The organism is Variovorax sp. GW822-FHT04E09, from assembly GCF_058800845.1.
In genome coordinates this window covers 249262-272590 of record NZ_JBXAMR010000004.1, presented here as the reverse complement: position 1 = coordinate 272590, position 23329 = coordinate 249262, and the positions used below count along the sequence as shown (strand labels likewise).

Genomic DNA, 23329 nt, shown 5'->3' with positions numbered 1-23329 from the left:
TCATCGCGCTGCATGCCGATGACACCCCCATCCTTCACCCGCCGACGCCTGCTGCACACCGGCCTCGCCGCCGCCGCGCTCGGCCATCCCTTTCTGCACCTGCGTGCCCAGCCCGCGGCGGCGCGCGACCCGTTCACGCTGGGTGTTGCCTCGGGTGCACCGCGGCCCGACGGCATGGTGCTGTGGACGCGGCTCGCGCCTGAGCCGCTGCAAGGCGGCGGCATGGGCGATGCGCCGGTCGCCGTGCAGTGGGAGGTGGCCGAGGACGAGCGCTTTCGCCGCACCGTCGCGCGCGGCACGACCAACGCCGAAGCCGAACTCGCGCACGCGGTGCACGTCGAAGTGCAAGGGCTGCGACCGGGCCGCCCGTATTGGTACCGCTTCATCGCCGCCGGCGTGCGCAGCCCCGTCGGCCGCACGCGCACCGCGCCGGCCGACGATGACGCCGCCGTGCAGCCGCTGCGCTTCGCCTTCGCCTCGTGCCAGCAGTACGAGGAGGGCTACTACGCCGCCTACCGCGACATGGCCGCGCAGCCGCTCGACTTCGTCGTGCACTTGGGCGACTACATCTACGAAAGCTCGCGCGGCTCGCACAACGTGCGCCGGCACGAGGCCGGCATTCCCACCGACCTGGCCGGCTTTCGCAACCGCTACGCGCTCTACAAGACCGATCCGCACCTCCAGGCCGCGCACGCCGCCTTTCCCTGGCTCGTGACCTGGGACGACCACGAGGTCGCCAACGACTACACCGACGACGTCTCGCCGCGCACGCCCGACCCGGCGCAGTTCCTCGCGATCCGCGCCGCTGCCTACCAAGCCTGGTACGAGCACATGCCCGTGCCCGCCTCCATGCGCCCGCGCGGCGCGGGCGCGACCATCTATGGCCGTCACCGCTTCGGCCGCATGCTCGACGTGATGCTGCTCGACGGCCGCCAGTACCGCTCGCACCACGCCTGCCTCCCGGGCCGCAGCACCAAGCCGCTGGTCGACTGTGCCGACCGGCTGGCCCCGGAGCGCAGCCTGCTCGGCATGCAGCAGGAGGCCTGGCTCGCGAACGAACTCGCAACGCCGCCGGCGCGCTGGACCGTCATCGCCCAACCCACCTTGCTCGCCGAAGCCGACCGCCAGCGCGGCTCCGGCCACGGCTACTGGATGGACGGCTGGGACGGCTACGCCGCCGCGCGCACGCGCCTGCTCGACGCGCTGGCCGCCAACCCGTCGCGCGGCGGCGATGCGCTGGTGCTCGGCGGCGACGTGCACGCCTTCTGGGCCGCCGACCTGCGCCGCGAGCCGCAAGGGCCCGTCGTCGCGACCGAGTTCGTCGGCGGCGCCATCACCTCCGAAGGGCCCAGCGTCGCCAGCGTGGCCCACATGCGTGCGAAGAACGAACACCTGCGCTATGGGCGTGCCGACAAGCGCGGCTACGGCCTCATGACGCTCGATGCGCGCGGCTGCGCCGTCGAGTTCCGCGCGGTGGACGACGAGAAGAACGCCGACTCCGCCGTGGCGGCCATGGCCCGCTTCTCGGTCGAACGCGGCGCGCCCGGCGTGCACCTCGAATCCACCTGAATCTCCAGCGCCTGCAGGAATGCGCGGCCGTGCCTATGATGGCCGCCGCCTCTTTCCCTCCCTCTCTCACCTTCTCGGAGCGAGCCTGCATGAGCATCCCCACCACCCGCCTGGGCCGTACCGGCCTCACCGTGTCCCGCCTGGCCCTGGGCACCATGACCTTCGGCCTGCAGACCGACGAGGCTGTGTCGCACCAGATCCTGGACAAGGCCGCCGACGCCGGCATCAACTTCCTCGATACCGCCGACGTGTACCCGCTGGGCGGCACCATCGAGACCACCGGCCGCACCGAAGAGATCATCGGCAACTGGCTCGACAAGCAGGGCCCCGCCGGCCGCCGCCGCTTCGTGGTCGCCACCAAGGCCGTCAACAAGGTCGGCCCCAACCCCTGGGACCAGGGCGCCTCGCGCAAGCACCTGCTCGACGCCATCGACCTCTCGCTCAAGCGGCTGAAGACCGACCACGTCGACCTGTACCAGCTGCACATGGACGACCGCGAGACGCCGCTCGAAGAAAGCCTCGAGGCGCTCGACGTCATCGTCAAGTCGGGCCGCGCGCGCTATATCGGCGTGTCGAACTTCCTGGCCTACCGCCTGGCCCGCGCGCTGGGCAAGGCCGAGCTGCACCGGTTCACGCGCTTCGTGTCGGTGCAGCCGCGCTACAGCCTGCTGTTCCGCGAGATCGAGCGCGAACTGCTGCCGCTCGCGGCCGAAGAGGGCCTGGGCGTGATTCCCTACAACCCGCTGGCCGGCGGCCTGCTCACCGGCAAGTACAAGCCCGGTGCCAAGCCCGAGGAAAACACCCGCTTCACCCTCGGCACCGCCGGCGGCATGTACCAGGACCGCTACTGGAACGACCGCAGCTTCGACACCGTCACCCAGCTGCACGCGCTGGCCGAGGAAGCCGGCGTGCCGCTGGCCACGCTGGCCGTGGCGTGGGTCATGGCCAACCCGCTCATCACCGCGCCGCTGCTGGGCGCCAGCCGCCCCGAACAGCTCGACGCCACCGTGGCCGCCGCCAGCTACGTGCTCGACCCGGCGCTCAAGCAGAAGCTCGACGCGCTCACCGCCGAGTACCGCAAGGGCGACGCGCCCCGCTGAGCGAACGGGCGTGCGGGCGCCCCGGATGGCCTGCGCGCAGTACGTGCTTGGGCCATGCGGGAGAATCGCGCCCGGCATGACCACATCCCACACCCCTTCCCGGCGCGCCGCCCTGCGGCCCCCGGCAACGACCGAGCGGCGGCCCGCATGGCGCAGCTGATGTCGCTGCTGGTGCAGAACGCGATCCTGGTGGTGTTTGCCGCCAGCTTCGCCGCGCGCCTGGGCCTGCCCGTGCCGGCCGCGGCCGTGCTGGTCGTCACCGGTGCGTTGCTGGCGGCGGGCGACGTGTCGGTGGTGGGCGTGGTGCTGGCCGCCGTGGTCGCCAACCTGCTGGGCGACGGCGCGTGGTTCTATGCCGGGCGCCGCTTCGGCTACCGCTTCATGCGGCTGCTGTGCCGAATCTCGCTGTCGCAGGACTCCTGCGTGCGTCGCGGCGAATCGCTCATCTCCGACTGGGGCGGCATGTCGCTCGTGGCCGCGAAGTTCGTGCCCGGCGTCTCCGTGGTGGCGCCGCCCATGGCCGGCGCGCTGGGCATGTCGGTGCGGCGTTTTGTCGGCTTCGACATCGTGGCCGCGCTGGTCTGGACGGGCCTGTTCCTCGGCCTGGGCTGGCTCTTTCGCGACCAGATCCAGCAGGTGCTCGCCGTGCTGGCGCAGGCCGGCGGCATCGCCACCGCCGCGCTGGGCGTGGTGCTGCTCGTGATGCTCGCCGTGCGCTACTGGCGCCGCCGCGCCTTCGCGCGGCTCACCGGCATGCCGCGCATCAGCGTCGACGAACTGTTCGACCTGATGAGCGGCGACGTGCCGCCGCTGGTGATCGACGTGCGCGGCGAAGCCGGCGTGCAGGTCGACCCGCGCCGCATTCCGGGGGCGCTGTCGTACACCCTCAAGGCGCTGCAGCAGCGCAACCTGGACCTCACCATCGACCCCGACCGCGACGTGGTGCTGTACTGCAACTGCCCCAACGAAGTCTCGGCCGCACAGGCCGCGCGCGTGCTGCTGGCGCGCGGGGCGCGGCGGGCGCTGCCGCTGACGGGTGGGCTGGATGCGTGGGTGGCTTCGGGGCGGCCGACGAGCCTGCACTGAAGGCGGACGACTCCCCATCCTCTGCTGCGCCGCAGAGATCTGTTGCTGGCCCGCGGTCATGCCAGCCAGCGGATAAGAAGAGTCGTCAGCGGCGGTAGCACCACACCGTGCACGGCGCCATGAGCCGCTGCACGACGTCGGTCAGCGCACGAGTTCAATACGTTGCGCATCGCGGCGCGTGCCGGGCACCCTCCGCGGCGAAAAGCGGCTTGCTATATTTGCTCGTCTTTTCGCGCAGGTCACTCCTTCGCGGATCGCAAGAAAACAAAAAATCAGCAGGGGGAAATATGAGCGAGCGAAGTTGTCTTCATTTCGGGCTTGCAGTTGGCGTGCGTGAATCGCCAACACGAATAGCGCATCGGCGTCGAAATTCCGGCGGTGCGCAATGAGCTCGCCGGTCTTTTCACGTCGCATCCAGGTGACCCAAATGGATGCAACCGGCATCGGGGTGATCATCTTTCTCTGCCTGGCGTATTCCATGCTGCTCATGGGTGCGGCTGTTTGGCTTATCGACATGGATGCCACCGGTTGGTACATCTTGCTGACCATGATCGCAGCGGTTGCGCTCTTTGTACTGTGGCTCGCTGGCCTGGTCTGCGTTGTGAACGTTTGGATCTGGATCGAAGAAAATTGGCTTCCATCGACCAAGGGTCGACCGGACCCATTCAATGCAACAACGCAGGTCGATATCGGAGAAAACGGCCTGTCGGTGCAGGGGCTCGGTCACGTGGATTGGATCGACGTGCTTTCCATCGAGGGGGTGCCCGACAGCGACAACTATTTGATCGTTCACACGCGTCCATTTCGCAAGCTGCTGTTGACGACGGAAGTCGATGCATTGGCGCCGGTCATCAATCACTATCTCGAACTGAGGAGCAGTTCCAGAACAGCGCTCGCGGGAGCCCTGCAAACCCGCGCCATCGTGTTCTGTTGGCCGTGTTTTCTCGCCTGGATATGGGCTGGATACGCGCTTGCCGGCGCCATGGGTTTGGCGATTCTCCTGACCGCATCCAATGCCAGTCTCTTCAAGACGATGGTTGCACTCTGCGTGCTCGTTCCATTGGTCGCGTGGCTGGTGTGGGGTATCCCTTTCTCAAGGATCAGCCTCTTTTCGCATTCACGGGTGCGAGCCTTTGAATTCGACAATACGCGGCTGCGCAGCATCGACGGGGCATGGCACATCGATTTGCAGAGGGCCCGGGTCAGCCACCGCCAAGTCAGCGGCATCGGCTACGAGTTCGATTTTCTTTCCATCCGATCGAAGGTAGGGCAGAACCTGGATCTGTTGCTGGATGGAAGCTCCGATCAACGAGAGCTTCTGAGTGTCTTGCGTCAGCGTGGCTTGCTGCAGCAGTCCACCCCCTGATTCTGCAATCTTGCGTCGACGCATGTTTGCGGCTCGGCGCTGAACCCACCAGCGTCAGCCCCTCCTCCCCGACGAACCTGCGCACTCACTCCAGGCGCGTCATGGGACACGACAGGATCAGCCGCTCCTCCAGCGGAGAGTTGGCCCAGTCGGGCAGGGCGCGGTTGCGGTACGACTCCAGGGACTGATAGCCCTGCACGCCCCAGCTGTAGGTGCTGAGCCGTTGCGCCTCGATTACCGGGTACAGGCATTTGCGGCTGGGAGACTGGAGGCGAAAGACGATCCGCTCACCTTCTTTCTTGTCCAACTCGTTGTCAAGAACCTCGTAGCGCGTGGGCTTGCAGATGCTGAAGCTCGAGTTCCACTCGATGGTCTTGGTGCGCACATACAGGCCGCCTGAGCATGCGCGGCCTGTTCCGCTGAACTTGCCTGTGAACGGTGCGTCCGCAAGGGCGGTGCATGGACCGGCCAAGGCAAGAGCGATCAACGCGAATGTTCGACTCATCTGCATACCGCCTCCTGTGCCTTTGCGCACTGCGGGCAGCCCATCGTCCATCTTCTGTGCGTCGTCTGGTGCGTCCATCTGCTTCTCCCTTGTGTATTGCAGGTCCGGCTTTGTAATCCGCCCCGCCAAGACACACTCGTATCGATCGTTACCCGAATGGGATTCCTCCACGGTCGGCCAGCCGGAAGCCCGCGCCGCCCCGGTGGTAGTCTCCCTCCCCGATGAACCTCCGCACCAAGATCGTCGCGCTGGCCGTTGCGCCCCTGCTGGTCGCGCTGGTGCTCGTGGCCCTGGCCGTGCGTCACCAGGAGCACGACCTGGCCCAGCGCGAGCGGGCGCTCATCGAGCGCAGCTACATGGCCCAGCGCCGCAGCGAGCTGCGCAGCTACGTCGACCTGGCCGTGAGCAACCTGCTGCCGCTGTACGAGTCGGGGCTGGACGACGAGGCCACGCGCACCGAGGCGCTGCGCCGCCTGGCCACGCTCAACTACGGCGACGACGGCTACTTCTTCGTCTACGACATGGACGGCAACTCGCTCATGCACTCGCGCCAGCCCGAGCTGGTGGGCCAGAACCTGTGGAACCTGCGCGATTCGCATGGCCGCTTCACCATCCAGGAGCTGATCAAGGGCGCGCGCGACAAGGGCGGCGCCTTCGTCGAGTACGAATGGCGCAAGCCCTCGAGCGCGCAGATGGCGCCCAAGCTCGGCTATGTCACCGCGCTGCCGCGCTGGAACTGGATGGTCGGCACCGGCCTGTACCTGGACGACATCCAGTCGACCATGGACACCCTCGACCGGCAGATGAACGCGAACGTCACCGCCACGCTGCTGTGGATCGCCGGCATCGCCGCGCTGTGCCTGGGCGTGGTCAGCGCGGCCGGGCTGCTGCTCAACCTCAGCGAGCACCGCACCGCCGAAGCCAAGCTGCGCCTGCTCGCGCGCCGCGTGGTGCAGTCGCAGGAAGAAGAGCGCGGCCACCTCGCGCGCGAGCTGCATGACGGCACCAGCCAGACGCTGGTGTCGGCCAAGCTGCTCATCGAATCGGCCGTGGAGCAACTCGACCGCGCGCACCAGTCGCCGCCGCCCGCGCTCGGCAAGGCCCTGCAGCGGCTGAACGATTCGCTCACCGAGGTGCGCCGCATCTCGCACCGACTGCGCCCCGCGCTGCTCGACACCCTGGGCCTGCCCGCCGCGCTGGAGCGCCTGGGCGCCGAGTTCGGTGAAGAAGGCGGCGTCGACGCATCCATCATGGTCGAGGGCGAACCCTTCGAGCTGTCGCAAGAAGCCAAGACCGCGCTCTTTCGCGTCACGCAGGAAGCGTTGACCAATGTGCATAAACACGCGCGTGCGCAACAGGTGCACATCGCACTGGGCTTCGACGAAGAGGCCGTGCGCCTGGAGATCAGCGACGACGGTGTCGGCTTCAACGTCGAGGCCATGCAGCTCGACCCGCAGCGCGGCATCGGCCTGCGCAACATGCGCGAGCGCATGGAGTCCATCGAAGGCCGGCTGCGCATGCGCTCGGGCCGGGGCCACACCTCCATCGTGGCCGAAGTGCCCGTGCGGCGCGCAAAGCCAGAATAGCGGCCATGACAGAAGACCCCACCGCTGCTGCCGCTGCCCCCGTGGTTGTGCGCCTGTTCCTGGTCGACGACCACCCGCTGGTGCGCGACGGCCTGCGCGCGCGCCTGGGCGCCATGCCCGGCCTGGAGATCGTGGGCGAGGCCGGCAGCGCGGCCGAGGCGCTGGCACTCATCGGCCCCGCGCAGCCGCACCTCGTGCTCATGGACGTGGGCATGAAGGACATGAACGGCATCGAGCTGGCGGCGCTGCTGCTGCAACAACAGCCGCAGCACCAGCAGCCCGCGCCGCACATCGTGATGCTCAGCATGTACGACAACCCCGAGTACGTGCAGAAGGCCTTGCAGGTCGGCGCGCGCGGCTACGTGCTGAAAGACGCGCCGGCTGCAGAGATCGTGGCGGCCATCGAGGCCGTGTCGGCGGGCGGCACCTTCCTGAGCCCGGCCGTGTCGAAGAAGCTCTTTCGCAACCAGACCCCGCGCCCGCTGCTCACGCCGCGCGAGAGCGAAATCTTGAGCGCGCTCGGCCGCGGCGAATCGAGCAAGCAGATCGCGCGCGACCTCGGCCTGAGCGTGCGCACCGTGGAGGCGCACCGCCAGAGCATCAAGCGGCGCCTGGGCATCGAAGGGCAGGCGGAGCTCATCAAGTACGCGGTGGAGCACGCGCGGGAGTTCGGCGGGCAGGGCTGAGGCGCTGCTGTCGATGCGGGGCTCGGGCCCTGCTTTCAGGACGTGACTGTCAGGGCTTTGTGAATCGCCGCTGCCGCAGCGCGATTACTTGCGCGAACCGCGCATTCCTCGGCGAAATTTCTCTCTGTGCCGGGCAGGACTTCTCTACAGTGAATGCCCCTGTGATGAAACGACCCGCCATGTGGGCGAGGAGGGCAGCACACACCGCACCACGGACCACTGACTGATTGAGTGAATGAACGAACCGCTTCGCCTCACGGCGGGCCATCGATGCAGATCGATCGATGCGAACGTGAGGCACAAAAGGCGACGGCCACGGTGCGCGAACACCATGACCGTCTAACCAAATGACGTGCAGTAACTTTGGAAAGAGAGCACACCAATGGCTGATCGAATTATGGCCCGGGCTACCGGGTCGACCTCTACTCACACGACCACCCCCAGCGCAGCAGACTTGCTGGAATGCAAACTGGAACAACTGAACTCACTGCTGTGGTGCTGCCACGGCGCCGGCGATGGGTGGTTCGAAGAGGCGGGGGCGGGGCATCGGGACAACCTGCTTTGGATCGCTTCGGATTTGGCGCGGGATGCGGCGGCGTTGTTTCAGGAGAGTGGGAAGGGGTGATGTGCTTAGCCCGGTATGGGATGTTTGCGCAGTGGCTTCAGACTCAGTGTTACTAGTTGCGCTTCAACGGAACAGCTGGCCGCTGGTGAGGTCTGACGTCGAGCGTCATCGTCTGGAAATAGCCAGCTGCACCTGAGAATTGGATATCCGTCTGCGATCAGACCGGCAAGCGCTCGTCGGGTGGCGATCAATCCACCTAGTGGCTACGCTCTCTCAATTTGTGCGAACAGGACCTCGCAACTAAAAGCCGGCTGATTAATGGTTGGTGCTGGGAAATCTCCTGCCTATGGAAAGCCGCCAACGGGCCGCTATTGTTACTAGCCAGCGAATGAATGTCTTTGATCGTGCGAATTCATCGACTCGCCTTATGATCCGTCGCACGAGGAGAACCGCAGATGGATAACAAGACTAAGGGTGCATGGGTCATTCACCATGCGCGCAAACTTCAGGCGACCCTGAGCCAAGATTTCGATGCCATTGGTTTTGCTGGAAAGAGCGGCACTCTGCTTTCCGCCATCTCGGCGGAGAAGCAGGTCCAGATACCCCAGGGGCGGCTCGACGCTTTGGCGAAAGCCAACCACATCAGTCCTAAGACCGAGCTACCGACCATCCTGGCCGAGTTAGCGCGTCAGCGCCTCATCCTCCCCGGCACCGGCGCCATCGAAGTCATTGGCCTGACCGGCCAAGGTGTGCTCGAGTCGACAGCGCGTATCTTCAACGAGAGCAGCCACGAAAAGCACGAGGAGGTCGTCATCAAGGTTTCGGACGCGGCGTCGGAAAACCCGTTGACGGACAAGTCGGCTGTTGAGGCACTTTCTGACGAGTTCAAACTGCAGAGCAGAGAGGTTTTGGATACTCTGCAACTGGGCTGCAATATCGGTTTCTTCGACTCGGAGGCGATCTCCTCGACCGAAAAGCTACTCTTCAATGGCAACCTGTTTCGCCGTGAAGATGCGCGCAAGATCAATGGCGTGCTGAGCACTCTAGGAGTCGCCGATGTTGCCAATCTGAACGAGCTGAATGCGAAGCTACAGACGTCGGGTTGTCTGCCACTTCAATCCGCCACCGACGTGCTTGGTAAGGACCTGTTTGACCGCCTGCATTCCATTGGGATGTTCGACGTGAATGTGGTCGGAAACGATCAAGGTAAGAACTATTTCGTGACGAGACCCGCTGCCTTCTCGAAGTTCACGGACTCTATCGCCGACGATGCTCTCGATCTCGCGAAAGCCCTCGTCGCATCGTTGACCTATGGCATGACTATCAGCAGCTACTACCGCGGGCGCATCCACATGGTATCGGCCCTGATGAATAGGCTGATTGCAGGCGGCACGGTAGGGCCAGCAACCGCCATTGGCAACGACTACCAAGCACTTGAGTTCAAAGGGGTGGTCAAAGTGACGCCGGCGTACGGGGGGATGTTCAACATGAGCTTGCTTAAGCCAGAGGTCGGCCGACTGGCCCTTGCCGTGATCCAGCAAGGCGATATCACCGCGGAGGCTGTCGCCAATCTACCCGGTGCCAAGGTGACGGAGTACCTCGGGCCCGAAGTGACGCGCGAGGTTAAACGCAAGAATTCCACCGACGCCGTGAAACTGAAGGCGAGGAACCTGCTGCAAGAAATCAGAACGGGTGGGCTGCGTTAATGACTGAACAGATTCCCAAGGGGGCAGCCGCCGAAGAGGCTCTGCGCAACTACTTCCTGAATATCGGCTACTTCGTGGCTCGCGGCTGTAAGTTCACATACAACCGTTTTGACGTGACGGATGTGGATCTTTGGCTGTACGCTAGGAATTCACCACTAAGCCGCGAGCGGGTCAGCGTTGACATCAAGAACAAGAAGACGCCACAGGCACTTGAACGCATCTTCTGGGCCAAAGGATTGCAAATGGTCCTTGGACTAGACGCATGCGTTGTCGCCACGACGGACAGCAGACCCGATGTCCGAGAGTTCGGGCTGCAGCATGACGTGATGGTCTTGGATGGAAAATTCCTGGCACGCCTGACCAAGAGTGCAAAAAGCCAGCAAGATCGGATCAGTGAAGAAGAGTTCCTGCTCGCGCTGGACGACGGGTCGCTCGGACGGCTTGGTGGCGACTGGCGCGGCCGGTATGAGCTCAGCAAGTCGCGGCTTCTCCATTCCCTGAACTTCGACGGCGGCAATGCGTGGCTGGAGGACATTGGCCTGCTGCTATCAGATATCGGGTCCGGCATCCCGCGCTGGAGACTCCTCTACGTCACTTGCGCACACTTGCTCATCGCCGTCGACTTCATCCTCAGAGAGCAGGTTACCTCGGACCACGATCAGCGCAAGGCCATCATTGACGCGGGCATTCGTTTTGGAGAATCCGGTCGAGCTTTCACGGAGAAGGTCAGCCGCATTGCTGCATCGCTGGTTGAAAGCATCGCAGCGCAGCCTGGCCTCGCAAAGACGGTGCAGCAAGAGATCGAGGATCAAGCGTCGCAAGTAAAGGCAGAAATATTGGCTGAATTCTTTGCTAAAAATACTTCCGGTTTTTTTGACATCGCATTGAAGCTCGAGGCCGCCGCATTTGCACCGGCCTTGCCCCTGCCAAGCGCCCTCCCGGCAGCTTGCCAGGGCGTCATTGGCGTTCTGGCTGACTTCTGTGGCGTTGATCGGAAGCTCGCGATTCAGTAGAAAACTCCTTATGACGGGCGGCTTTCAAGCGGATGCGCTGAATCAACTAAGAGCGAATTTCAGTCGGGTTGTTGAGACTTACAACAGCGCCGTGAGGACGGGGGACATTCGTACGATTCGTCCTGCAGTCGTCGCAGCGCACCGAGCCGTTTTTACTCTCTTTCAGACAGTCCGAACGTCGTATCCAGATCAGGTTGATTTGCTCGCAGAGGTCGACGCCGCCCTTATGGATCTTCGCTGGGGCAGGCTCGTCGAGCGTCCGCATCGGTGACCGAACTGCCTACCCACCACTGCTTAGATTTCAACGAGAGCACGTCATAGACCCGAAGATGCCACCCGATTGTGTGTTGTGCGCGCAGCCACTTGTCGTCTCGACAAGCGAGCACATCTTTCCTGAGGCTCTAGGTGGACGCTTCCAATACAACATTCTTTGCAAGCCTTGCAATGATGCGCTAGGCGCTAGGGTCGACGCGCCATTCGTGGCCCAGAAGATGTTTCAGGCGGCCAGGGCGACGTACAAAATTGCTGGAAAAACTGGCGGTATCCCGCAGCCTTTCTCGGGACCACACGCCGGACTAGTGGATGGCATGCCGGTGACCTTTACGCTGAGGTCCGATTTCTCCGCTCGAATCACGCCAGGGCCACCGAGAATTTCGATCACAAAGGATGGGGAGGTTCAAATTCAAGTGAGCCGCGATGTGGAGTTCGCGAGTACGCTTCCCAAGGTTGTCGAGGTTTCGCTTCGCCGCTTCTTTTCGACGACTGAAGGGAAGTCTCTTGGCTGGGCGGAGGAAGATATCAACGGCGCAATCGCTAGAGCGGTGCGTTCAGCAGGAGAGATGGCGCCTGTTGAGAGTCGCATTGCTGGCGACATCAGAGGCAGGTGGGAGATTGATCTGCGTAGTGTTTTCGTTGGCTTGTTGAAGATCGCCTACGAGATCGCGTGCATCGAAACCGGCTATCAATACTATCGAACGAGCCGGGGAGACCAAGTTCGACGCTTCTTGTTCGATCAGGCTTATGGCGCCGCGACATCAGATTTCGCGTTGGCCGAGGTATCTAAAAATCTGCAAATGGTCTTGGGAGTTCCAGATTCTGTATTGGCCCCGATTTCTTCTCTGATGGCGGAAGCGCCTGCGTCCTTTCACCTTGCGATGGTGACCGCGTCGGGACTCGTGGTTTCGTGCCTTGGCGTTCCCGCTGTTCTGCAGTTTGAGGCTCCGGGTAGCCTCGACGGGGATTGCCGAATCTACTTCGATAGTGTCGCGACGAAGAGGCGCGGCGTGTTCATGCTCTCTGATCTGATGCATGGAGGCTCAATGCAAGGATAGGCGCGCATCTTTGATACGCAGAATCGAATTGAAATTTGGCCGACTTGCAAGCGGACGTTGGCCCTCGTCTGGTCAACGCACTAGTTCCTGCACTCACCAAGCGGGGCTGCTTAGTGAAGATCATGATGGGCTAAGTATTGCTGAGTGGAGGCGGTAACTTGAATGCATCGGGACCGGGAATTGCTTCCCAGGTTATGACGTTGCCACTCGGTAGCTTGACGTCTTCTCCGGTCCGAATACTTTTTGCAAAGGCTTGCACAGTCGCCGGATTGACCTTGCGGTTCTGAACCTGCTGTTCGTTTCGAGCGCGATACCAGATTCCGCCTAAATGCTCCCACGTCTTCGAGCTCACGTTCTTGGGATAGAACGCCCCGATGGGCCTTCCGTTGTCTTGGGCTCGACTTCCGAAAACTGCATAGATGGCAGCAGTTAGTGGCATCAGAACACCTTGGACATTTTTTCGGTGTGGAGAAATTGGTCGAAAGATCATCGAGGGTAGAACCGTAGAGTTGCTTGCAGTATCCAACTTTGGCAGGAAAACGTCTCAGGTCCAGTGAATGAATGCAATGCGAGAGGGACCACCGATCTTGCTTTAACACTTTGCACCTTTGCACCTTTGCACCTTTGCACCTTTGCACCTTTGCACCTTTGCACCTTTGCACCTTTATCCGTTCGAAGCCTCTCTTGATGCCCGACCTTCCCTTCAGCCCCGCCGCAGACCGCAACAAACAACCCATCCTCGATGCCCTGACCCGCATCCTCGATGACCGCGGCACCGCCTTGGAAATCGCCTCCGGCACCGGCCAACACGCCGCTTGGTTCGCCACTGCCATGCCTTCATGGACCTGGCAGCCCACCGACGCAGACGCCCGCTCGATCCCCGCGATTGCCAGTCGTGTCGAGCAAGCCGCGCTGCCCAATCTGCGCCCACCGCTGCTGCTCGACGTGATGGCGCCGCAGTGGCCATCGCAAGGCCCCGCGTTCGCTCAAGAAGACAAAGAAGAAGAAAAGTTCGACGCCATCTACTGCGCCAACATGCTGCACATCGCACCCTGGCCCACCTGCGCCGCGCTCATGGACGGCGCCGCGCGGCATCTGCGTGCCGGCACTGGCCTGCTGATCACCTACGGGCCTTACTTCGAAGACGAAGCCCAGCACGGCCCCACGGCACCGAGCAATCTGGCGTTCGACGAAGACCTGCGCGCGCGCAATCCCGCGTGGGGCATTCGCCGGCTCGACGACGTGGTGGCAGAGGCGCGCCGCGTCGGCCTCGCGTTGCGCGAGCGGCACGCGATGCCGGCGAACAACCTGCTGCTGGTCTTCGGCTTCAGCTGATTGGCGAGGAAGGGCGAGGGCGTTGTCGCCCACCAAGGGGCTCTGCATTGCGATCCGGCCCACTCGCGCTAGAGTCGGGCCACGTCCACAAGACCGGCCTGCGCCCATGCTCGACACACCATTGCCGACGCCTCCTCATTCCCCCGCATCGCTGTCGCTGCTGCAGCAGCGGCTCCTGTTCCGACTGATCCCCGCCGTCACCGCCTGCCTCCTGGCCGTCGGTTGCGCGAGCCCGCCGCCCGCGCGCGCGCCCGGCGGGTCGGTGCCCAGCAGCAACATCCCGCCGTTGACGTCGGAGCAGTCGAACAGCATCACGATCCACGCGCTGGGGCTGGTCGGCACGCCGTACCGCTATGGCGGCAACTCGCCCGAGGGCGGCTTCGATTGCAGCGGGCTCATCGGCTACGTGTACCGCCACAGCGTGGGGCAGGTGCCGCCGCGCACGGTGTCGCGCATGGCGGGCTTCGGTCGGCCGGTGCCGATGTCGGAGCTTCGCTCGGGCGACCTCGTGTTGTTCGGCTCGGCGTCGCCCACGCATGCGGGCATCTATGTGGGCGACGGGCGTTTCGTGCACGCACCGTCCACGGGCGGCGAGGTGCGGCTCGACCGGCTCGACGGCGTGTACTGGTCGCGCCAGCCGACGCAGGCGCGCCGGCCCGGCTGATCCGGCGAGTCCGATTCGCGCGTTACGCGCGCGGCGATTGCACGTGCTCGGCCCGCACGCCGATGCCCACGGCGCGCGCGGGCAGGGTGCGCAGCCACGGCCAGCGCCCCAGCAGGCGCAAGGCCCAGGGCATGGGGCGGGGCGCGGTCGATGCAGCCGCCTTGCGGCTGAGCACGGGCATCAGCACGCGGTCCTGCACGAGCCGCTGCGCGGCCTGGGTGACGCGCACGGGCCATTCGCGGCGACGCTGCAGCTGGGGCAGCAGGTTGTCGATTTCCTTGTCGGTGGCGCTGCCGGCCAGCGACGCGGCCAGCAGGTTGGCGGCGGCCACGGCGTCCTGCACGGCGAGGTTGATGCCGACGCCGCCCACCGGCGACATGGCGTGCGCGGCGTCGCCGATGCACAGCAGGCCGGGGCACGACCACGATTCGAGCCGGTCGACGCTCACTTCGAGCAGCTTCACGGCCTCCCAGTCGGGCAGGGCCTCGGGCAGGCGGGTGGCAAAGAAGGGCGCGATGCGCGCGATCTCGGCATGGAAGGCGGCAATGCCGCGTGACTGCAGTTCGGCGCTGCCGCCCTTGCGGATGACGAAGGCGCATTGCCAGTAGTCGCCCCGGTTGAGCGTCACCAGGAGGTGGCCCGCGGCGATGTGGCCGCCGGTGGCCTCGGGGTCGCCGGGGAGCTTGGGAATGCGCATCCACAGCACGTCGATGGGCGCGCCGTAGCTGATGTGCGGCAGCGCCGCCGCGTCGCGCAGGGTGGAGTGGCGCCCGTCGGCGGCCACGATGAGGGAGGCGTGCAGCTCGATGTCCTTCGGGCCGCCGCTGTCGGGGCTGCGGGCGCCGACGCGCACTTTCACGCCGTTGACGCGGCCCTTGTCCTGCAGCAGGCCGACGGCCTCGGCGTCGGTCCACAGCTCGAAGCCGGGGTAGCGCCGCGCCTCGTCGCACATGAAGTCCAGGAACTCCCACTGCGGCATGAGCACCAGGAAGCGGGCGTGCGTGGGCAGCCGCCTGAAGTCGGCAATGGTCACGCCGCGGCCTTCGTAAGTGCCGCGCAGCTCTTCGATGCGGTTGTGCGGGCGCTGCAGGAAGGCGTCGAGCAGGCCGAGTTCGTGCAGCACTTCGAGGGTCGAGGGGTGCACGGTGTCGCCGCGGAAGTCGCGCAGGAAGTCGAGGTGTTTCTCGAGCACGACGACGGGCACGCCCGCCCGCGCAAGCAGCAGGCCCAGCACCATGCCGGCCGGGCCGCCGCCGGCGATGCAGCAGCGGGGCGACGTGGGAGCGGGCGCAGAGGTGGTGTGGGTGTCCATGGCTCCGATCGATCCGGTCGCGCCATGGGTGGCGTGGCCTGTGGGGTGCGCGGTGCGTGCACCCTGGGTGCATGCACTGCGCGGCCGGACCGCCGGGGCCCGGACCTCAGGGCTGCGTGAAGCTCACGCGCTGGGCGATGAGCACGCCGTCGACCACGCGGTCGCCGACGACGGTCACGCGCTTGCCGTTGCCCAGGTCTGCGGCGGTGCCGTTTTCGAAGATGGTACCGGAGCCGCTGGCATCCACGCGCTGGCCGCGCACGGTGAAGTCGGCGGCCGACACGTAACCGCCGATGGCGCCGATCACGGTGAACGACACCGGACCGCCGGTGCCGGGCACGTGGCGGATGCGCAGTTTCTTGACCACGAGCACCTGGCCCGAGAGGAAACCGTCGACCTCGACCTTCACGCCGTTGCCGATGGAGCCGCTGGGCCCGCCGGTGATCTGGGCGTTGCGCGCGTCGATCTTGTTGCCCAGCACGCGGAAGTCGCCGAGCGCGGCGAAGTCGGTGATCACGCCGGCCAGCTGCAGCGCGATGCCGTCGGCCGAGGGAATGGCGTACCAGCCCTGCACCTGGGTGGCGGTGAAGCGGCCGGCGGCCGGCGCCGCCGTGCCGCGCACGCGCACGAGGGCGCCGTTGGCCAGGCTCGCGGCGTCGATGCCGGGGCCGAAGGCCGCGCCGCCGAAGTCGATGGTCAGCAGGCCGAGCGTGAACTGCTGGCCGCCGCGGTCGAGGTTCTGCACGGTGCCGGTCACCAGCGGGGCGGTGGTGGTGGGCGCCACCTGCACGCGCGTGGCGCGCAGGATGCCCGGCGCGGCGGGCAGGCCCCAGACCTGCACCACGGCGGTGTCGACCAGGTCGGCGGCGCCCTTGGCGTCGCCCCAGACGGTGGCGTTGTCGGTGGTCACGCGGGCGCCCATCACGGTGAAGCTGCCGTCCTTCAGGTCGATGGCCGACACGGCGCCGCGCAACTCGGCGGCCGAGACGACCGTGGCGGCGATGCCGTTGTTGAAGTCGGCGTCGACCTTGCCGGCGATGCGCGCGCTCATGCCGATCTGCAGCTCGGTGGTGTCCTCGAGGCTGAAGGTGGCGCTGTCGGTGTTGTAGCGCAGGCCGTTGAGGATCACGCTGCCCAGGCCGTCGGCCGCGCCGATGCCGGCCGCGTCGGCGGTCACGCCGGTGCCGCCGGAGCCCACGCCCGAGCCGTCGCCGTTGGTATTGCTGGCGGTGCTGTCGCCGCCGGCGCCCGTGCTTCCCGTGCTGCCGTTGCCCGTGCCGCTGCCGGAGCCGGCGTCACCCGAGCCGCCGTCGCCGCCCCCACCCCCGTTGCCGTTACCGGTGGCCGTGGTGCCGGAGGTGCCGAAGCCCAATGTGCCGCCGCCGCCACTGCCACCGCCGCCTCCCCCGCAGGACAGAAGCAGGGCCATGGCGCCGGCCATCAGCAGGCCGCGCACGAGTCGCAAGGAGAGGGGAGGCGTGTTCATCGGGGGGACTCGTTGTGCTGGGGCGCTCCGGGGGCGGGCGCGCCTTCTTCGTCTTCGTAATACGTGTAGATGCCGACGCGGATGCGCGCCTTCGCGGAGGCCTTGGCCTCGGGGGGCACGCGGTCGACGGCTTCGGTCATCTCGCGGGCCAGCTCGTGGTGCAGACCGGCCCAGCGTTCGCGCACGAGGCGTTCGATGGCCGTGCAGTCGGCCAGCGTGAGCCCGCGCGCGTACACGGCGCGCTCGAGCATGCGGGGCGTCTCGCCCAGGGTGTTGGAGACGGCGGCCAGCAGGTGGTCGCGGCCGTTGTCGCCCAGGAAGGCGAGCATCGATTGCAGGTCTTCCACCGGCACGAAGCCGTCGGCCGTGAGTTCGGCGCTGCCGTCGCTCTCGGCCACCATCTGCAGGCGCACCAGCTCGTCGAGGATGGTGCGGTGGTGCACGTTGCCCCGGCTGGCCAGGCGGGCCACGCGCTCGAACGACGGCCCGTCACCCTCGGTGACGACGGGCAGGCGGCGCAGGGAGTCGTCGTCGGTGGTCATCTGTAACCACAACGTAAAAGTCTTGGCAGCCGCTGACAGCTCGGTGTGGGGCAGCGGGTCGACGGTGGCGCGGACCTTGGCGGTGACGACCTTGCGGTTCAGCCCGGTGGTGACCGAAATCTGGCTGAGGTTGGGTTTGGTCACGCCCTGGGCGCGCCAGGTGCGCTGGGCTTCCTCGATGAGCAGGTCGCGCAGCAGGGCTTCGAGGTGCGGGTGCTTGACGCCCATGCCCAGCGCCAGCCGGACCACGGGCCTGAGGATGCGAGCGCAGGCGGCAAGGGCCCAGTCCAGCCGGTGTTCCATGAATGCGGGAGCGTTGTTCCTGGTGAAGGTCGTCAAGGCAAGAGAGGCGGGACCGGCGCCCGGGCTTGCCACAGGGCCCTATTGTCGTTCGTCCGGCGGACCCCCTCGGCCGGCTCGGGGTCAGGTCGCGGCGCAGGTGCCGCCGCTGGACCGGGTGACGGTGGTGCGTCCCGTGGCGCTGATGCTCACGGCGCGCGACTGGTCGGCGCTGGGCGTCGCGCGGCAGAGGGTGATGCCTCTCAGCGGTCGGTTTCCCGATACCAATAGGTTCTCTTTCTCGTTGCGTTGAGAGGAATGATCGGCTTTTGCGCGCCGAGCCCTGAACTTCCGTCCGCGCCGGAGCCACCGCCGCCGCCGATCAGAAACGGCAGCCGCCGATCCTTGCCGTCGACGGTGACCGTGACGACGCCGAACACCGGCGACGGCGCCAGCCCACCGCCGTGAAGCACTTTGGAGGTCGTGGCGCCTGTCAGGAAATTGACGCCGTAGCTGCGCGCCGTGCCCAGGTTGGCCTGGCAGCTGGTGCTGCTTGGGACGATGGGCTGATTGGTGCCGAAGTAGACGATGCCGCCGACGGTGGTGGGCGCGTTCACGCCCTTTTCCCCCGCGCCGCCCAGGGTCACGTAGAAACCGCCCAGGGTGCCGTTGTAAGGGGCGGAGGCGGTGGCGTGGAACAGTGCGGCCGGTGCGACGTCCGCTGTGCTGCTGGTGTCGTCGCGCACGGGCGTCCAGCCGGCTCCGTCCCCTCCCACGTTGGTGTCCTTGATCATGTAGAAGCGGTTCACGATGCCGCTGGCTTTCTGGGTCAGCAGCGGATGCTCCCGGTCGCCTGTGATGTCCAGCACCACGTCGTAGGTCTTCGTCAGCACCACATCGGGCGAGAAGAAGAACTTGCGCTTGGTTGCGCCGGTTCCGCCCAGCGCGGCGAGCTGGGTGGCCTGCCAGGTGCTCGCGTTGCCGCTGCCGGTCGGCTGGAGATCCACGCGCCAGATGTTGCCGCCGGTGTCGGCTGCGTAGAGCCGATCGATGTAGCCGTCGAAGTCGCGGTCAACCAGCGTGATGTCGGCCGGAATCGCGTAGTTCATGCCCGCCAGTTTGCAGGGGTTGCCGGTGCAGGTCGTGCCGCTTCCGCCCGGCCCGGCCTGCCACAGCAGGTTGCCGGTGACCGCGTCGAGGATGAAGATCCCCCGGCCCATGGTATCGGCTGCGGGCGGCTCGGCATCTTCGTTGGTGTCGTAGCCGGCACCGAAGATCAGTACCGGGTTCGCGTTGCCCTTGATCATCGCCACCTTCGGCTGCGACCAGGTCTGCCCGAGCTCCCCGAAGCCGGTGTCGGCGTTGCTGCGCTTCCACATGAACTTCGGATTGACCGGGTCGCTCACATCCAGCGCGTAGAGCAACCGCCCACCGCGACGCGCCGACAGGAAGAGATAGGCCGTGCCCGCGGCGCTGTTCTGGTAGACGCCTGGCGCACCATCAAAGAAATAGGTCTTTGCGACACCGGTGGTGGAACTGCCCAGCTTCAGCGCCGGGCTGTTCTGGTAGAGCCGCTGCAGACCGGGGTAGAACTCCGCAGGCACGAAGCTCCACAGTTCGCCGCCCGGGGGAACGCTGGCCGTGGCGCCGGTAGCGTCTTTCACGGAGATCGCGCAGGTCGGCGACAACGTGCAGTTGCCCTTCGGCTTGCTGCGGTCGGTGGGGTTGTTGGGCTGGTTGCCGTTGACGGCGCGGAACATGCCGTCGTTGGCGCCGTAGAACACCACCACGCCAGTCGTGCCGCCGTAGTCGATCACGGCGGGCCGCGAGTGCAGCACGTCGCCATGTACCGAGCCGCGAACCGTGATGCCGGTATCGGGGGGGCGGCTGGCCTCCGGGCCGGCGGCGGAGTCGCCGCTCGCGTAGGTGTCGTCGCCGCGCGCCCAGTTGATCAGGTTGACGGCGGTCACCGAACTGGACGTGATGCCCAGCGCCGTTGCCGTGAGGTTCGCGTTGCTGACCTTGAATGGCATCGCACTCAGTGCCGCGTTGGCAATGCAGCCGCTGCCAACGCAGGTGTACACATTGCGCGACGTTGTCGCGCTTGCCGTCGAGGTCGGGGGGTAGGAGTCAGTCAGGTATTTGAGGCGGATCTGCTGCCCGACCCCGCCCTTCTCGACGATCTGCCCGTCTGCCCAGTCATGGCCATCGCTGGCGCCTTGCGCCTTGAACGCGTTGAGCCAGAAACCGCCCTTGGAGTCGGGCAGGGAACTGATGTCCTTGGCGCTCCAGAAGCTGACCGCCGTGGGTGAAATGAAACCTGTGCCCGCCGCGCTCAGCGCCCGGTTGGCGTTGGTGCCGGCGGAGTAGTTTCCCCACGAGGCGTCGGCGAGAAACAGCTGCGGCGCCGTCGGGTCGGTGGTATCCACGCCGAACTGGTACTGCTTGAGATTGCCCATCCAGCGCGGGTTCTCGCTGCCGTCGGGGCGGAACATGCCCATGTAGATCTGATTGACGTAGGTCCCCTGCATGTTGGCGCTCACCGGCAACACCGGCGCCGCAAACACGCTGTTGACGGCCTGCACGTCACTGAACACCCGACTGATGGCGGCGGCCAGTCCCTTGACGTCGCCGATCTGCACCACGAAATACTGCCCCCCTCCATGGGTGGCCATGCTGGCCATGAGCTGCTCGTACTCGGGATTGGTCCCGTCGCTCAGGATGATGGTGTAGGTGGTGATGCCCGGGTAGGGCGTCGTCAGGTTGGGGGAGGCCCCCGTGGACATGAAGTACGCCCACTCGTCGGAGTAGTCGGTTGCGTAGGGAGGTCCGCTCTTGGGGATCCTGTTCGGCGCAATCGGAGACTTCCATGCCAGCATCGGCAGCTGCGCCGGCAGGCTCGTCAGGCCTTGCGCCGCCCGCAGTGCATTGCCGCCCAGGTTCCCGCTGTCCTGCATCTTCTGGTTGTTGGTGGCCAGCGTGATGTAGAGGACGAAATTCCTGCCACAGGCTTGCTGGTTCGCCAGCCCCGGGTAGGTGGTGCCCGACAGGCCAGTCTTACCCTGGTAGAAGGCCCAGGCTTCCTGCATGGCCTGAGAAATCTGGTTGTTGTTGCTCTTGTCATCGGCAAGGCTCAGCGCCGCGACCCGCTTGAGCATCTTGTCGAGGCCCGTGTCATCCATCAGCTGCAGCGAGCTTGGCACCGGCAACGGTTTGGGCAAGACAAAAGTGCCGCCATCGGTCTGTCCGGAGGGAAAGTACATCAGGCCCAGGTTGATGTTGCCTTTGAGGGCCGCATCGGTGCCGACGGCCTTGATGGCGCTGTACAGCCCGCACTGCTCAAAGCCCAGGTTCTTCGTCGGGTCGTTCACCACCAGGTCGGGGTCGGAACAGGTGAAGGTCGAACTCGCACTCGCCGCTGCCGCGTTGTCGAGGATCATCAACAGGTTCGGCGCGCTGCCGCTGGTCGTGCCCTGATAGATGTCGATGTCGTCGGCTCGCGCCCCGGCGCTTGCCAGGGCAAGCAGTGCCAAGGCACCAAGTCGCCAGAAATTCGAAGGCCTCTTCATGTCCTGCTCCCATTCGATCAACATGCCGCACCTACCACGACGCGCACCGCGATGCCCTGGTGCGTGGTTGCCGCGGCTGCGCCACCTGCGGGCGGCGTGGCAGTTGCGTTGACTTCCCAGTTCGAGTTCGAGCACAGCGAATCGCCGCCCGTGCCCCCGCCGGCGATGCCCGTGTTCTGCGAGGCGCCGCTCACATAGCAGGGCTGGTCGCTGGCCTGGCTGGCGTCCAGTTCGCTGAGCTTGATGGGCTTGATGCCGGTACAAACGGGCGCCGGCACGGCGACGGTGTACGCGGAGCCGGCCTGGCCGCTGTTGTTGATGTCCACTGTGGTGGTGCTGGCCACCGGCATCGAGGTGAAGTCGGTGCTGATCGTCGCTTCGATCGCCTGCATCGCGGCCGCATTGGCTTCGTTCTCTGTCTGCATGTTGCCGACCAGCTTTGTGTTGACGGTGGTGACTTTGACGGCCGAAACGACCATGAGCGTCAGTACCACCAGGAAGATCATCGAGACCAGCAAGGTCGCACCCGATTGGCCTCGGCGGGCACAGCCATTTTTCAAACGGTTCATGGCACTTCTCTCTGGCCTGAGTTGTTGTAGAGGCGGGCAACCGTGCTGTAGACGTGCCGCTTGACGTGGTCGTTGAACGGGCCCGCCGTTGGCGTCGCCAGGCCAAGGTCGTAGGTTCTCCCGTCGATCCAGCCGCTGCTGGCTTCCGTGTTGCGCGCCAGCACGTGAATGCGGATTGCCATCACGTTGGCCCAATTGGTCGCGGCGGCCGTCCAGTCATAGGCGGGCGTTGTTTGTGGGCACACGGCAGCCGCGACTTCCGTCGTGGGAGGGCTGTCCGGATTGCTGGTATAGCAATCCGGCGAACCGTTGGCATCCATGTCGATGCCGTAGTCGAACTGAATGTTCTCGATGCCTTCCACCAGCGGCGTGATGGTCATTGCGCCGTTGAGGTACTCGGCCATCTTGAGCGTGGGCGTGGTGTCGGAGCCGCACGCGTTGCAGGTGCTCACGAAGTACACGTGCTGCACGATCTTGCGCAGCGGCGCGAGGTTGGCCGCAAGGCAGTCCTTCTGCCTCAGCGTGAAGCTCGCCGCCGAGGACCCGGTTGCCGCCACGAAGGGCAGCGAGTCATTCGTGCAGGTGGATATCTGCAGGTAGCGCTCGCCGCTGGCCACCGACGCCACGTTCACTGCGTTGGTGCTGACGCGCGTGACGACCAGCATGGCAGTGCCAGGCATGACGTGGTCGAGGCAACTCGGTACGCTGCCCAGCGCGTAGACCGGCAGGGGGACGCTGGAGGTGCCTGGACTCGTCGTCGCCGCGTAGCCCAGGTCCGTAATGCCCGTGGGGCAAGCCACGGGCGTCATGTTGGCGAAAGCCGTGCTCGAGGATGCGCCGACAAAACCGGCGAGCTGTATGTCTTCGCTGAGCACCTGCAATGCGTAGCGCCCGTTGTCGATCTGGCGCGATGACTTGTCGAGCTCCGAGCGCGAACTCACGGTCGACACGAGCAGGCTGCTCAGGCCGATCAGAAGGAACAGGCCCAGGGTGATGGCCACCATCAACTCGACCAGCGTGAACCCGCGGCTGATCCGCTGACGGTGAACCATGGTTTGTG

General features: G+C 65.5%; 19 protein-coding genes and 1 pseudogene. 12 read left to right on the top strand and 8 right to left on the bottom strand.

Translation table 11 applies throughout. The annotated features are described in order from the left end of the window. The first annotated feature begins 18 nt into the window (after positions 1-18). The 3 genes from AC1RL8_RS18280 to AC1RL8_RS18270 all read left to right on the top strand — a co-directional run bounded on the left by AC1RL8_RS18280 (position 19) and on the right by AC1RL8_RS18270 (position 3755). Complete coding sequence (locus AC1RL8_RS18280) at positions 19-1569, top strand: alkaline phosphatase D family protein (RefSeq protein ID WP_492685924.1); 1551 nt, start codon at positions 19-21, stop codon at positions 1567-1569. Positions 1570-1658: 89 nt separating this feature from the next. Next, a complete protein-coding gene (locus AC1RL8_RS18275; protein ID WP_492685925.1) occupies positions 1659-2669 on the top strand; it encodes an aldo/keto reductase in 1011 nt (336 codons plus the stop codon). Positions 2670-2816: 147 nt separating this feature from the next. Continuing rightward, complete coding sequence (locus AC1RL8_RS18270; RefSeq protein WP_062472168.1) at positions 2817-3755, top strand: VTT domain-containing protein; 939 nt, start codon at positions 2817-2819, stop codon at positions 3753-3755. A gap of 141 nt (positions 3756-3896) precedes the next feature. Here AC1RL8_RS18270 and AC1RL8_RS18265 read toward each other — a convergent pair whose 3' ends face one another. Continuing rightward, on the bottom strand, positions 3897-4211 hold the full coding sequence (locus AC1RL8_RS18265; RefSeq protein WP_492685926.1) for a hypothetical protein: 315 nt from the start codon (positions 4209-4211) through the stop codon (positions 3897-3899). Between AC1RL8_RS18265 and AC1RL8_RS18260 the strand changes: the two genes are divergently transcribed. After that, positions 4183-5121: a hypothetical protein gene (locus AC1RL8_RS18260; RefSeq protein WP_492685927.1), complete on the top strand. Its 939-nt coding sequence runs from the start codon at positions 4183-4185 to the stop codon at positions 5119-5121. The two genes, AC1RL8_RS18265 and AC1RL8_RS18260, sit on opposite strands and share 29 nt — an antisense overlap. 85 nt (positions 5122-5206) lie before the next feature. Here AC1RL8_RS18260 and AC1RL8_RS18255 read toward each other — a convergent pair whose 3' ends face one another. Beyond that, the gene (locus AC1RL8_RS18255) at positions 5207-5704 is read right to left on the bottom strand and encodes a hypothetical protein (protein WP_492685928.1); all 498 of its coding nucleotides are present in this window, start codon (positions 5702-5704) and stop codon (positions 5207-5209) included. Positions 5705-5847: 143 nt separating this feature from the next. On the opposite strand from AC1RL8_RS18255, the gene AC1RL8_RS18250 reads away from it, so the two are divergent. The 8 genes and pseudogenes from AC1RL8_RS18250 to AC1RL8_RS18215 all read left to right on the top strand — a co-directional run bounded on the left by AC1RL8_RS18250 (position 5848) and on the right by AC1RL8_RS18215 (position 14512). After that, positions 5848-7212: a cache domain-containing protein gene (locus AC1RL8_RS18250; RefSeq protein ID WP_492685929.1), complete on the top strand. Its 1365-nt coding sequence runs from the start codon at positions 5848-5850 to the stop codon at positions 7210-7212. A gap of 5 nt (positions 7213-7217) precedes the next feature. Then, positions 7218-7898: a response regulator transcription factor gene (locus tag AC1RL8_RS18245; RefSeq protein ID WP_492685930.1), complete on the top strand. Its 681-nt coding sequence runs from the start codon at positions 7218-7220 to the stop codon at positions 7896-7898. Between the two features lie 1020 nt (positions 7899-8918). Beyond that, on the top strand, positions 8919-10169 hold the full coding sequence (locus AC1RL8_RS18240) for a hypothetical protein (RefSeq protein ID WP_492685931.1): 1251 nt from the start codon (positions 8919-8921) through the stop codon (positions 10167-10169). Further along, a complete protein-coding gene (locus AC1RL8_RS18235) occupies positions 10169-11182 on the top strand; it encodes a hypothetical protein (RefSeq protein ID WP_492685932.1) in 1014 nt (337 codons plus the stop codon). The genes AC1RL8_RS18240 and AC1RL8_RS18235 overlap by 1 nt, the downstream gene beginning before the upstream one ends. Positions 11183-11511: 329 nt before the next feature. Further along, positions 11512-11658: pseudogene (locus AC1RL8_RS18230) on the top strand (HNH endonuclease); the annotation flags it as partial. Positions 11659-11661: 3 nt separating this feature from the next. Then, on the top strand, positions 11662-12513 hold the full coding sequence (locus AC1RL8_RS18225) for a hypothetical protein (RefSeq protein ID WP_492686128.1): 852 nt from the start codon (positions 11662-11664) through the stop codon (positions 12511-12513). A 687-nt stretch (positions 12514-13200) separates the two neighbouring features. Further along, positions 13201-13848, top strand: coding sequence for a DUF938 domain-containing protein (locus tag AC1RL8_RS18220; RefSeq protein WP_492685933.1), 648 nt, complete (start codon positions 13201-13203; stop codon positions 13846-13848). Positions 13849-13954: 106 nt separating this feature from the next. Next, positions 13955-14512 (top strand): C40 family peptidase, encoded by a 558-nt coding sequence (locus tag AC1RL8_RS18215; protein ID WP_095744131.1) that lies wholly within the window; start codon positions 13955-13957, stop codon positions 14510-14512. Positions 14513-14534: 22 nt separating this feature from the next. Here AC1RL8_RS18215 and AC1RL8_RS18210 read toward each other — a convergent pair whose 3' ends face one another. From AC1RL8_RS18210 to AC1RL8_RS18185, 6 genes are all read right to left on the bottom strand, one after another. Then, on the bottom strand, positions 14535-15824 hold the full coding sequence (locus AC1RL8_RS18210; RefSeq protein ID WP_492685934.1) for an FAD-dependent oxidoreductase: 1290 nt from the start codon (positions 15822-15824) through the stop codon (positions 14535-14537). Between the two features lie 106 nt (positions 15825-15930). Next, on the bottom strand, positions 15931-17310 hold the full coding sequence (locus AC1RL8_RS18205; protein ID WP_492685935.1) for a DUF5666 domain-containing protein: 1380 nt from the start codon (positions 17308-17310) through the stop codon (positions 15931-15933). After that, positions 17307-18155, bottom strand: coding sequence for a DUF6502 family protein (locus tag AC1RL8_RS18200; protein ID WP_159274433.1), 849 nt, complete (start codon positions 18153-18155; stop codon positions 17307-17309). Before AC1RL8_RS18200 ends, AC1RL8_RS18205 begins: the two co-directional genes overlap by 4 nt. A 239-nt stretch (positions 18156-18394) precedes the next feature. Beyond that, the gene (locus AC1RL8_RS18195; protein ID WP_492685936.1) at positions 18395-21724 is read right to left on the bottom strand and encodes a pilus assembly protein; all 3330 of its coding nucleotides are present in this window, start codon (positions 21722-21724) and stop codon (positions 18395-18397) included. Next, on the bottom strand, positions 21718-22269 hold the full coding sequence (locus tag AC1RL8_RS18190; RefSeq protein ID WP_492685937.1) for a pilus assembly PilX family protein: 552 nt from the start codon (positions 22267-22269) through the stop codon (positions 21718-21720). The genes AC1RL8_RS18195 and AC1RL8_RS18190 overlap by 7 nt, the downstream gene beginning before the upstream one ends. Next, entirely contained in the window at positions 22266-23321 is a 1056-nt protein-coding gene (locus AC1RL8_RS18185; RefSeq protein ID WP_492685938.1) for a PilW family protein, read from the bottom strand. Before AC1RL8_RS18185 ends, AC1RL8_RS18190 begins: the two co-directional genes overlap by 4 nt. Between the last annotated feature and the right edge of the window lie 8 nt (positions 23322-23329).